The following is a 12,432-nucleotide window of genomic DNA, read 5'->3' as shown; positions in this document are numbered from 1 at the left end:
ACAAGGCATATGAAAGAAATCACAAAATGGAGTATTACCGTAGCCCTCGCTGGCTTTTTATTTGGTTTTGACACCGTAGTCATAAGTGGTGCAAACTCACCCATAAAGGAGTTATGGAATTTATCACCTTTTATGCACGGTACTTTTATAATGAGTATGGCATTATGGGGGACCGTGGCTGGATCTCTACTAGGTGGTTTTCCTACTAAAAAATTAGGACGTAAAAAGACACTCTTCTGGATAGGAATTCTCTTTTTTGTCTCTGCCGTAGGCTGTTCGCTAGCACAAGATCCGTATTCATTTTCGGCTTTTAGATTTATAGGAGGCATTGGTGTGGGGGTCTCATCTGTCGCGGCACCTATTTATATATCTGAGATAAGCTCTGAGTCTAACCGTGGTAAACTAGGAGGTCTCTATCAATTTTGGCTCGTCTTTGGTATCCTCATTGCCTTTGTGTCAAACTGGCTGCTTAAAGGTGTAGACGGCACAAACGACTGGCGATGGATGCTAGGTGTAGAAGCTATACCTGCGCTTATATATACTCTTATGGTGATGAAAGTGCCTAACAGCCCGAGGTGGCTCGTACTACAGAAAAAAGATGATGCAGGCGCAATGCTTGTTTTACAAAAAATATATGAAGGAGCTGGGGCTGCACAGTCTAGACTAGAAGAAATAAAACTAGACTTACAGCAAACTAAAACCTCAGAAAATCTTTTCCAAAAGAAATATTCAAAAGTACTATGGCTAGGTTTTCTTATTGCTTTTTTCAATCAGTTATCTGGTATCAACTTTGTGCTCTATTATGCTCCACAAATATTAGAACAAGCAGGTCTTGGCGGGTCTGAGTCGCTCTTTAACTCTATTGCGATAGGTATTGTAAACCTCATCTTTACATTTATAGGCGTGCGATTACTAGACAAGCTAGGAAGAAAACAACTTATAATAATAGGGTCTGTAGGCTATATTGTGAGCCTTATTATGGTAGGTATTTGTTTCCAGATGCAACTAAGTCCAGCCCTCTTACTTACTTTCATATGTACCTTTGTTGCGTCTCACGCTATAGGACAAGGTGCTGTTATATGGGTTTTTATCTCAGAGATTTTTCCAAATCGCGTGCGCGCTTATGGGCAATCTTGGGGTACGAGTACACACTGGGTTTTTGCAGCCGTCATAACGCTCGTAACTCCATTTTTTATAGATGATAAAGAAGGCATAATGAGAGACCATCTTTGGAATATTTATTATTTCTTTGCAGGAATGATGGTACTCCAACTACTATGGGCAATTATTGCTATGCCAGAGACCAAAGGACGTACCCTAGAAGAACTAGAAAAAGAGCTTGTTACAGATGCCTAATACACCACTTAAAATAGCCAGTTACGGCGAGATATTATGGGATGTTTTCCCAGATGAGAAACGACTAGGCGGGGCGCCACTTAACGTTGCGCTACGTTTACACTCCTTTGGGGTAGATGTGTCTATGATCTCATCTTTGGGAAATGACGCTTTAGGTAAAGAAGCGCTGGGGCTTATAAAGGAAAAAGGGCTTAACACGGCTCTAATACAACGCAATGACAAACCTACAGGACAAGTAAAGGTCACCTTAGACAAAGCTGGAAGTGCCTCATATGAGATTGCTCAAGACACTGCTTGGGATGCTATCGCTTGGAATGAAAAAAATGCCGAAGCAGTGACCGCAGCAGATGCTCTTATTATAGGTAGTCTCGCTTTTCGCGAAAGCGGAAATATACTTGATGCTCTTGATGAAGATAGTACTATGGCTGAAACTGCTGTAAATCTTGAAGCAATTGAGGTACTTGCCGAACGATCTAAGTTTACTGTTTTTGACCTTAACCTGCGTGCTCCTCATTATGATCTTGAGATTGTGGCGAGCCTAATGGAAGCGGCAGATATGATAAAGCTTAATGATGAAGAGCTTGAGCTCATCGTGATGGCAATGGGCATAGAGGGTGACACACTAGAGGATGAGTTGAAAATGCTCAGTGCAATGACAGAGACCCCTACAGTCTGTGTAACGCTAGGGTCTGAAGGTGCGATGCTCTATCATAAAGGCGGCATACATACACAAGTAGGTTTTCCTGCAAAGGTGGTAGATACTGTAGGAGCCGGAGACAGCTTTCTGGCAACATTAATTTTTGGGCTTCTCTCTGGTGAGACTGCCGAAGATGCACTAGAAGTAGCTTGTGCCGTAGGTAGTCTTGTCGCTGGAAAAGCAGGTGCAAACCCTGTGGTTACTAATGATGAGATTAATGATTTATTAGGTTAGAAAGTCTAACCTAATTTTTTACTTTATTCTTTTGCCTTGAGTGGTAAAGGATAAACCTTGTTGCCCCATAGTAGAGCTCATCACACCTTCAAAAAGGGGCTCTGATGCTCCTGCAGGCATACTCCACTCAAATATAAAATTAGAACCCGTACCGCCAGTGACATCTTTTTCATCTATCACAATCTCTGTAGTTTCCAGCGGTGATAGATATATTGCATTATCAAAATATGTACGCACTAACTTACCGTGTGTATCATAATAAGAGGCATTTGTTATATATATCGTATCTGTATCACTAGTATTACGTAAACTTACCATAGCGGTTAAGTTATGCGTTTTATGCTCTGAGTAACTAAAAATTTGAGAATAGATAGACAGGTACGTCTTCCCTACAGCTAGCGTATCACTGGTAGGGATTCTAGCCGTTCTTGCTCCCCAGTTTTCTGGGTTTACAGAACTTACTTGAGGTTGCTCATTGCAACTTATGACACTTAGTGCCAAAACCAGAGTGCATATTACTTGTACAGCAGATGTTTTCATAATACTTAAAAGTACTAATTAAATAATGATTTCTTCACCGTATCGTAGTAGCCATTGGTTTACAGTTACGCAAAATCAAATTATAAGTCTAGAACATTGAAAAGTGTTTATTATTACTTCCTATTAAAATAATATCTAAGTTCAGGTCATATAATTGTTTTGATTAAGTAATTTTAATAATGCCTATTATTTCACTTGAGAAAACACATAAAGCATCTCTGTTGCAATTTGTGTACTACGCTCTAAGTATTTTTCCTTTTGCTGTGGGGTGCTGTCATACACTTTAGGATCTTCAAATGTAATAGGCACACGCTTTTCTGCACCGGCTACAAAGGGACATCCACCATCTGCTTGCGAGCAAGTCATTATTGCTGCAAAGCCTGCACTAGGATTAAAAGTATCATCCAGCTTTTTCGAAAACCCTATAACAGGATGCTCATTTTCTGCAAACTTTATTATGTAAACAGGGTTATCACCACTAGAAATAGTCTTTACTAAAAAACCTGTGTTTTCTAATGTTGTGGCAACTACAGGAAAAAGAGCTGTGCGCTCCGTTCCGCCAGAATAACTACATACCTTCCCTATCTCAAAATAGTAAGCCATAACCTGTGCCCACACTTGAGCGAGATGACTTCTTCTAGAGTTATGTGTGCATATAAAATTGAGTCTTATAATCTCCTGCTGCCTGTGCTTCTCTTTAACAAACGCTACTAACGGCTTAAGGGTCTCCTTGCGCTCTTTTGTAATACTATGTATATCTAACCCCTCTATAAAATCATTGATCTTTGGATATAGCGTTGATACTGTTGTGGTCATATAGGTTTCTTTTTAAAAATGTGATTAACAACACGTACTATTAGGCCCACAACAAGAAGAGCTTGTCTCTGCAACTACCTCTACAGCAGGTTCTACGCCAGGTATACCGCATTGATCTTTTGCTAGACAATCTGTTTGTTTTGAAGTAAGTAAAAAACTTGACCCATTAAATTCAAGACCATATTTACCTATAGTGCTCGCTTGATACTCTACTTCTATCTCTAGATCTTCTATTCCTAAAATTTTTTCCGAAAGCTCTATAATATTTACTAGCTTTTCTGGATGGAGTCTATGGTCATAATCATCTGCATTCCATAGTTGGAAGGTTACTACTTCCTCTTTTCTCACGGTACCACCGCAGTCTATAAAGTGCTTTGACACCTTACCTACCTCAGTGACGTGAAAATGACTTGGCACTAATTCTCCACTTGGTAGTTGGAAAGAAATTGTCTCCAACCCATTAAGTACATTTTTTACTTCTGACAGTTTCATAATTCTATTTGTTTATTGCGATTATACGATTAATGAGAATAATTTTTTTTAGCAACAATCTGTTGCGAGAATATCTTGATCTAAAAATTGCTGCATTACTTCTTTCATACGTGTCCAATTTTCTGAATTGATACAGTAGCAAACACTCGTACCCTCTACATTACCTTTTATTAAACCTAAATTTTTAAGCTCCTTAAGGTGTTGTGAGATGGTAGGTTGTGCAAGACCTATTTCATTTACAAGGTCGCCACATACACAACTATTTATTTTAAATAAATGTTGCAATATCGCTACACGAGCAGGGTGACCAAATACTTTTGAAAAAAGTGAAATTTGATTTTGCTCGTCTGTAAACATTTCGGTTTTTGTTAATCCCATCTTGTTATATTATTTGATTGCAATATTACGATTAATAATTAATTCATACTCATTATACTAAGTTAAAATTCCTTTTGGTATAAATTTTAATGGTAGCTTCAATTAAAAAAGCATAATAAGATTTTACAACACTCACAATATTTGAATTAGTTTGCTTACTACAAAAATGAGTGTATAATAAAGAGTATCGGGGGATGCTCTTTATTTTTTTGCCTTTTAATGAAGGTTAGGAGGCTTTTAAGAAGCTAATATCAGCATTATAAAGTCTTACGCACAAAGACTTCCTGAAGCATCAAAAAGAGCCTTAAAAAAGCCTTTAATGACTCACGAGAATTTATCGCATAAAAAAAGCTGACTAATTAAAGTCAGCTTTTCTCGTTGTACAGGCGGAGAGACTCGAACTCTCACACCGTAAGGCACTAGATCCTAAGTCTAGCGTGTCTACCAATTCCACCACGCCTGCATTTCAATAAATCGTTACTCGTTTACTTCGTAACGGGGTGCAAATATAATACATTTTTTCAATTGCAAAATATTTTTTTAATAAAAATTGCAATTCGTTATTCGTATTTTTACTTCAAATATGAGATTACAATGCAAGATCCAAAAGAATATATAGCACAACACAAAGACAGATTTCTTAACGAGCTTATAGAACTCCTTAAAATACCGAGTGTTAGTGCAGACTCTGCCTATGCAGAAGCCACACATCAAACTGCCGCAACCGTTGCCGAAAGCTTACGTAAAGCTGGTTGCGATACGGTAGAAATTTGTGAGACACCAGGCTACCCAATTGTGTATGCAGATAAGATTATAGATAAAAACTTACCTACAGTACTTGTGTATGGTCACTATGACGTACAACCACCAGATCCTATTGATCTATGGGACTCACCACCGTTTGAGCCTGTAATTAAAAAAACAGAGAAGCATCCAGAGGGTGCCATCTTTGCACGTGGCGCTTGTGATGACAAGGGGCAAATGTATATGCACGTAAAAGCGCTTGAGTATATGGTTGCAAATGATAAGCTTCCTTGCAACGTAAAATTTATGATAGAGGGTGAAGAAGAAGTAGGAAGCGCAAACCTTGCTTGGTATGTAGAGCGTAACCAAGAAAAGTTAGAAAATGACGTCATCCTTATTTCAGACACGGGGATGATTGCAAATGATATTCCTTCTATTACAACAGGCCTACGTGGCTTGAGTTATGTAGAAGTAGAAGTTACAGGACCTAACCGTGACCTTCACTCTGGTCTTTATGGTGGTGCCGTAGCAAACCCTATTAATGTGTTATCAAAAATGATTTCTTCACTACACGATGAGAATAATCACATCACTGTAAAAGGCTTTTATGACAAGGTAGAAGAACTCACACAGGCAGAGCGCGATAAAATGGGTGAAGCACCCTTCTCACTAGATGAGTATAAAAAAGCGCTAGATATAGACGCTGTGTATGGAGAAAAAGGCTACACTACAAACGAGCGCAACTCTATACGCCCTACCCTAGACGTAAACGGTATCTGGGGAGGATATACTGGAGAAGGAGCCAAAACAGTGATTGCAAGCAAGGCATATGCAAAAATATCAATGCGACTAGTTCCACATCAAGAGTGGGAAGAAATCACAGAACTATTTAAAACGCATTTTGAGGGTATTGCTCCAGCAGGCGTAAAAGTTAAGGTTACACCACATCACGGAGGTCAAGGTTATGTTACTCCTATAGATAATGTGGCTTATCAAGCGGCCGAAAAGGCGTATGAGCAAACCTTTGGAAAAACACCTATTCCGCAACGTAGTGGAGGTAGTATTCCTATTGTGGCGCTTTTTGAGAAAGAGCTTAAAAGTAAAACAATCCTTATGGGCTTTGGTCTTGACAGTGATGCCATACACTCACCAAACGAGCATTTTGGCGTATGGAATTACCTGAAGGGAATAGAAACCATTCCTTATTTCTACCAGTATTTTACAGAGATGAGTAAGTAGTACTACATCTTATTTAATAAAAAGCGCTTTGGTAATCTAGTAATTACTAAGGCGCTTTTTTTATATCAATATTTTTCAAAAAACGAAGCCAGACAATAGACAGAAGCCTATCCCCTACTGATATAAATTAGGGTAATTACGCTTTCGCGAAAGCGTAAAAAGACACACTTACAGACACTTATCTTAAAATATTTTAACTCTACACTTGTAGAATTAAAATATTATTCTACATTTGTAGAGTACATTCTAACACTGTAGAACATTATGGCACTATCCACTTCTGAAGAACAGCTTATGCAATTGCTCTGGAAACAGGAAAAGGCTTTTATGAAAGATCTCATAGAAGCATATCCAGATCCAAAGCCAGCGACCACGACAATCGCAACGCTACTTAAGCGTATGCAAGACAAGAAGTTTGTAGATTATAAACAGTACGGCCGTTCTAGGGAATACTTCCCGCTTGTAAAAAAGACAGACTACTTCTCAAAACACGTAAATGGGCTGATTAAAAATTTCTTTAATGATAGCGCTGGGCAGTTTGCTTCATTCTTTACCCGTGAGACAGATCTCTCACAGCAAGAACTAGAGGAGTTAAAACAAATCATAGATAACCAACTTAAAGCCAAAAAGAAATGATACTCATCTATCTCTTAAAAAGCGCTTTATGTTTAGGCATCCTATTTGGCTTTTATAAGCTAGCGCTAGAAGGAAAAGCGATGCACCACTTTAAAAGGTTTTATCTCTTGGCAAGTCTTGTGTTTTCATTTACCATACCGCTTATCACCTTTACATACCAAGCAGCGCAAGTACCACAGATTACTCCCATATTTCAAGAGTATGTAGAGACAGTTTCTGCGCCAAACCAAGTGCCTCAGGTTACTGAAGTAGATTACACAAACACCGTTATCTGGGGAATATACCTTCTAGGGGTATTCATTTTTGGCACTCGTTTTATTGTAAATCTTGTGCGCTTAAAGCGAAAGATACATCAGGCAGAGCTTCACCCATCATCACACTTTACGCTTGCCCTATTAGAGCAAGTGATGGTGCCACACTCTTTTCTCAAGTGGATTTTTGTAAACAGACAATCATACACACAACAGGAAATAGCACCCGAAGTACTTGCTCACGAGGCAACTCACGTGCGCCAAAAGCACTCCCTAGATATTATTGCCATAGAGTTTATACAGGTCATTTTCTGGTTTAATCCGCTGGTGTGGCTCTATAAAGGTTCTATAAAATTAAACCACGAATTTCTAGCAGATCAAGGTGCTATTCAAGATAAAAGTAATATTGCTATATATCAAAACATACTCTTAAGTTATGCAAGCAGTACTCATCACACTGCGCTCGAGAGTCCTTTTAATTATTCATTAACCAAAAAACGAATCGTTATGTTATCACAATCATTTAGTCGTAAAAAAGTAGTGCTGCGCGCATTACTACTCATTCCTATCATAGGTCTGTGTGTTCTCTTTTTTAATCAAGCTATTGTTGCTCAATCGGGACCAAATGCTATATCTGGTATTATGTCATACGAGAATAGTGCAACAAACACTCTAGAGCTAGAACTAGACACCGAAGGTAATTTCTATTACAAACTAAAACCTATCTCTATACAAGGCATTGAGAACCTTATTAAGGAAACGGTTTACGACTACTTATCTATACAAGGTAGACCAGGAGTATCTAGCAAGTTAGGAAGAGAAAAGCAACTACTCGTAGCAGAGCTATGGAACTTTAGTAGGGTTACTTTTTGCACCTCAAATTTAGTTGATGACCAAAATGCAATTTTTGATCCTGAGGCAAATGCACTTGTAAGAGCAAATTTTGTAAAATCAAAAAAACCAAACTATGAAGACCTTGTTAAGTGGCAAAACACATCGTTGTTTGCCATATTTTTAGACAACGAGGAAATTTCAAATAAAACTATTTTAGATTATCACCCAGATGATCTCCCTTACTACGCTATTGGTGATCGCACAAATGGTAGATACAGAGTAGATGTATGGACTAGTCCATACTGGCAAAGTCAAAAACACGTAACTACCAAGGCACCTCAAACCTCAACCTACGCCACACAGTTTATAGAAGGTGCAGCACGTAATGGTAAAAACGCACTAGTTATAGAGGTACGAAATGATAGTATCTATATAAATGGACAATATAGTCCGCTTGACAGCTTTCGCGAAAGCGTAGATAACATCACCGCACAGTGGACAAAAGAGGAGTTTGCACAGCCGGTGAGATCTATGATTTTTAAGGGCAACTCAAAAGAATTTATAAATAAAGCCGAAGCTGTCTTTAGACAAACGCAATTGTATAAGGCAAATAACAGTTTACGCCTTATTCCTCCACCACCTCCTGCTCCACCAGCACCTAGAGGAGAGCTTCCGCCACCGCCACCGCCGCCATCTCCAGAGGAACATTTACTCAAAATGCACAAACTGGGTAGCCTTTTTATCTATAATGGCAAAGAAGTAACCTATGAAGAAGCTGTACGCCTTGCAAAAGGTGGTGTAACAGAAATTAAAACACCGTATCCTTACAGCAACCCGCCCAAAACTTTTATAGGAAGCAAGGATAATAATGTGCCGCAAAAACCAGCAATTAAAAAAGGTGATACTTTAACAATCACTGTAAATGATACTGGTCAAAAAGCACTAGCTGTGATGAATAATAACAAGAATGGAGTTATTATAGATAAGCTTCCTGAAAATGCAGGAGTTGATGGACGCCAATTAGAAATTTACAATCGCCTCACATCAAAATATAAAAACAAAACTGTTGAACAAATTCCTGCTGCTGATTTAAAAACAATTCAAATTATTTATAATGATATGAATGATGAACAGAAGGATAAAAATCAGCCTTATCCAATAAACCAAAAAGGCAATCATTTTGAAGTTAAAGCAAGTTATGATGAAGATGGTTCTTTATCAAAAAACGTTGAACAGCACGCCCTAAATGGCGGTACTTTTGAATTTGAAGGAAAAGAAATCTCAAAAGAAAATGCCATTCTGAAATCTAAAGAACCTAATATTACCATACACACATCTTCTTTTCATAACAAAATGGTTTTCATCAAAAACTTTCTAACTAGTAATGCAAATTATTACTTAAATGATAAATTATTATCTGAAGATGAAATCACCCAGTTTGGTGCTAATTACAAAACTGTGCTCATTTCAAGAGGTTCTGAAAAAGAGAAACCATCTTTCAAATTTGTGAAAATCAAAGAATAATTATAAGCTACACTTCACACAGCTTATTTCTTAAAACAAAGCCAATAGCAAAGCCATTAATACAGATATATGTAGCTTTGCGGCAATGGATTATAAAAAGGAAATAAGCTGTTTTTTCTTTGATCATTTTATTGATTGGGGACTATCAGAAACCTTCTCTAAGTATCTCAATGCCTTTGTACTAGGTGTTATTGTGCTAGTGTTGGTTTTTCTGGCAGATATGCTCGTGCGTAAAGTACTGCGAAAGCTGGCTGCATATATTTCAAAAAGTACAAAAACAAATTTTGATGATCTCCTCATTAAAAACCGTGTGCCTAGAAGACTAGCACACATACTACCGTTGTACTTACTTATAGGAGCGCTTCCATTTATACTAGATGATTTTCTTGAACTGCAACACGTTTTTAGCGTGATTCTTAATCTTATAGGAATCATTCTTGCGCTACGTATCATAAGAGCCCTTTTACACACTCTTAGAGATTACTTTAAAACCATACCAGGCTTACGAGATAAACCTATAGATAGCTACATACAGGTCTTTATGATTTTTGCGTGGGTGTTTACCATCTTTTACGCCATAAGTCTTATAACACCTGTTTCACTAGGACAGGCCTTGGGAACTTTTGGTGCCGCTTCGGCCATTATACTACTTATTTTTAAAGATACCATTCTCGGGTTTGTAGCAAGCATTCAGGTTGCTATTAATGATATGGTGCGCATAGGCGACTGGATTACTTTTGAAAAGTATGGAGCAGATGGTGATGTGGTAGAGATTAACCTCGCAACGGTAAAGGTTCAAAACTTTGATATGACCATCACAACCATACCTACCTACGCGCTTATCTCAGACTCTTTTAAGAACTGGCGTGGTATGACAGACAGTCCTGGTCGTCGTATAAAACGTTCCTTGTATATAAAACAAGACAGCATAAAGTTTCTTACTGACCAGGATATACAGCGCTTTAAGAGAATAGGACTCATCACAGATTACCTCACAAATATGGAGGAAAAACTGGCCCGCATTAACGAGCGAGATGATTCTGATAAGTCTATCCAAATCAATGGTAGCAACCTGACTAACGTAGGTCTTTTTAGAAAATATATGGAGACCTATATTCAAAACCACAGCGCCATACACAAAGAGATGCTTCTTATGTGTCGCCAGCTGGCTCCTACTCCACAAGGTATCCCACTAGAGGTATATTGTTTTAGTAAAGACAAAAAGTGGGAAAACTACGAGTACATAATAGCAGATCTTTTTGACCATTTTTTGGCTGCTGTACCTTACTTTGATCTTGAACTCTTTGAGTACCCAAGTAGCCCTAATCGTGATAACTTTATAGACGTTTCTCAATAGTTTTTTACGCTTTCGCGAAAGCGTAACACACACAACTGCAACAATCTCATATTTTATGAGTCTCTTAAAGCAAGAGACTCACCTACGCCTGCACCTTATTATGTAATACATACGAAAAAACAGGAAACCGTCGTTGTAGTACTCCACACCCTCATCAATCATCCGGGTGCATAAAAACCACCCACTCAAAAACTAACTAAACGAACCGTATTATGATTCAATCCTTTTTTATTCTCTGCTCAGGTGCAGATCGTGACGTTTTAGACACCTGCTCTCGCGGAGAAAAGAATAAATATGCTGGCATAGGGGCTACCGTATTTTTTACAGCCGTATTAGCCACCATCGCAGCAACCTATGCACTTTTTACCGTTTTTGACAATGTGTATAGAGCCATACTTTTTGGCTTATTATGGGGACTGGTTATTTTTAATTTAGACCGTTTTATTGTCTCTACACTTAAAAAGCGAAACAACTGGTGGAAAGAATTTGGGATGGCAATTCCCCGCCTTATTCTTGCGGTAATTATTGCTGTGGTGATTTCAAAACCTTTAGAGCTTAAAATTTTTGAGAAAGAGATAGACCGCGTAATGCTTAGTCAAAAAAATGAGTTTACCGTGCAAAATCAAGGCGAAATACTCGCACAATACACCCCAGAAATCAATAAACTGGATGCCCAAATAGCTGCCGCAAAACAAGAAATTGCTACCAAAGAGACAGAAGTAAATAACTTATATGAAATCTACATAGATGAGGCAGAAGGTACTGCTGGCACAGAGCTACTAGGCAAAGGCCCAGTCTATCAAGAAAAGCGAGACAAACACGATGCGGCTCTTGCAGAACTCACTGCTCTCAAAACCACAAATGCAGAAAAAATAGCTCAAGCCGAAGCGCAAAAAATACAGCTGCGTGATGAATTTAATACTGCTGTAAGTACGAGTCAGCCCATTATAAATAACTTTGACGGATTAATGGCGCGCATAGATGCGATGAAAGAACTCCCGTGGTTACCCTCGCTGTTTATTTTCTTACTCTTTCTTGCCATAGAGACGGCACCTATATTTTCTAAGCTCATCTCGCCTATGGGTGAGTATGATATAAAACTTGCAGACCACGAGCTCACCATAAAAGAATGGAGCGCACAAAAAGCCTTACAACGCAAGATCCTTACCGAGACAGATCACATTGTAAATGATCACGTGTATACAGATATTGCTCAAGATGAAGAGCTATACAACTACAAGAAAAAGATGGCAAAAGAGATTTTAAAACGACAGCAAGATGCCTTTTACAGGCGGCAGACTAAAATTTTAGGATAGTCACATTTAGTCCTACGT

General features: G+C 38.4%; 11 protein-coding genes and 1 tRNA gene. 7 read left to right on the top strand and 5 right to left on the bottom strand.

The features are described from left to right. The first annotated feature begins 9 nt into the window (after positions 1 to 9). Together ACFO5T_RS08570 and ACFO5T_RS08565 are read left to right on the top strand one after the other, a co-directional pair. Entirely contained in the window at positions 10 to 1,356 is a 1,347-nt protein-coding gene (locus ACFO5T_RS08570; RefSeq protein ID WP_375253513.1) for a sugar porter family MFS transporter, read from the top strand. Continuing rightward, positions 1,349 to 2,287 (top strand): carbohydrate kinase family protein, encoded by a 939-nt coding sequence (locus ACFO5T_RS08565; protein WP_375253512.1) that lies wholly within the window; start codon positions 1,349 to 1,351, stop codon positions 2,285 to 2,287. Before ACFO5T_RS08570 ends, ACFO5T_RS08565 begins: the two co-directional genes overlap by 8 nt. A gap of 18 nt (positions 2,288 to 2,305) precedes the next feature. Here ACFO5T_RS08565 and ACFO5T_RS08560 read toward each other — a convergent pair whose 3' ends face one another. From ACFO5T_RS08560 to ACFO5T_RS08540, 5 genes are all read right to left on the bottom strand, one after another. After that, positions 2,306 to 2,827, bottom strand: a complete 522-nt coding sequence (locus ACFO5T_RS08560) for a DUF3124 domain-containing protein (RefSeq protein ID WP_375253511.1) — start codon at positions 2,825 to 2,827, stop codon at positions 2,306 to 2,308. 186 nt (positions 2,828 to 3,013) lie between these two features. Continuing rightward, positions 3,014 to 3,643: a protein-tyrosine-phosphatase gene (locus ACFO5T_RS08555; protein WP_380033599.1), complete on the bottom strand. Its 630-nt coding sequence runs from the start codon at positions 3,641 to 3,643 to the stop codon at positions 3,014 to 3,016. Positions 3,644 to 3,667: 24 nt separating this feature from the next. Beyond that, on the bottom strand, positions 3,668 to 4,135 hold the full coding sequence (locus ACFO5T_RS08550) for a DUF6428 family protein (protein WP_380033597.1): 468 nt from the start codon (positions 4,133 to 4,135) through the stop codon (positions 3,668 to 3,670). A gap of 48 nt (positions 4,136 to 4,183) precedes the next feature. Beyond that, positions 4,184 to 4,513, bottom strand: coding sequence for an ArsR/SmtB family transcription factor (locus tag ACFO5T_RS08545; protein WP_038598747.1), 330 nt, complete (start codon positions 4,511 to 4,513; stop codon positions 4,184 to 4,186). A 381-nt stretch (positions 4,514 to 4,894) separates the two neighbouring features. Beyond that, positions 4,895 to 4,976: transfer RNA gene (locus tag ACFO5T_RS08540), tRNA-Leu, on the bottom strand. Between the two features lie 131 nt (positions 4,977 to 5,107). Between ACFO5T_RS08540 and ACFO5T_RS08535 the strand changes: the two genes are divergently transcribed. The 5 genes from ACFO5T_RS08535 to ACFO5T_RS08515 all read left to right on the top strand — a co-directional run bounded on the left by ACFO5T_RS08535 (position 5,108) and on the right by ACFO5T_RS08515 (position 12,414). Beyond that, a complete protein-coding gene (locus ACFO5T_RS08535; protein ID WP_375253583.1) occupies positions 5,108 to 6,496 on the top strand; it encodes a dipeptidase in 1,389 nt (462 codons plus the stop codon). Between the two features lie 264 nt (positions 6,497 to 6,760). Continuing rightward, a complete protein-coding gene (locus ACFO5T_RS08530; protein WP_035326836.1) occupies positions 6,761 to 7,132 on the top strand; it encodes a BlaI/MecI/CopY family transcriptional regulator in 372 nt (123 codons plus the stop codon). Then, positions 7,129 to 9,741, top strand: a complete 2,613-nt coding sequence (locus ACFO5T_RS08525; RefSeq protein ID WP_380033594.1) for a M56 family metallopeptidase — start codon at positions 7,129 to 7,131, stop codon at positions 9,739 to 9,741. The genes ACFO5T_RS08530 and ACFO5T_RS08525 overlap by 4 nt, the downstream gene beginning before the upstream one ends. A gap of 85 nt (positions 9,742 to 9,826) precedes the next feature. Next, the gene (locus ACFO5T_RS08520) at positions 9,827 to 11,098 is read left to right on the top strand and encodes a mechanosensitive ion channel family protein (RefSeq protein WP_380033592.1); all 1,272 of its coding nucleotides are present in this window, start codon (positions 9,827 to 9,829) and stop codon (positions 11,096 to 11,098) included. A 212-nt stretch (positions 11,099 to 11,310) separates the two neighbouring features. After that, complete coding sequence (locus ACFO5T_RS08515) at positions 11,311 to 12,414, top strand: DUF4407 domain-containing protein (RefSeq protein WP_380033590.1); 1,104 nt, start codon at positions 11,311 to 11,313, stop codon at positions 12,412 to 12,414. Positions 12,415 to 12,432: the final 18 nt, after the last annotated feature.

Source organism: Dokdonia genika (assembly GCF_042652845.1).
GTDB classification, from domain to species: Bacteria; Bacteroidota; Bacteroidia; order Flavobacteriales; family Flavobacteriaceae; genus Dokdonia; species Dokdonia donghaensis.
The sequence above is the reverse complement of the archived record's forward strand: the minus strand, read 5'-3'. Positions and strand labels throughout refer to the sequence as shown.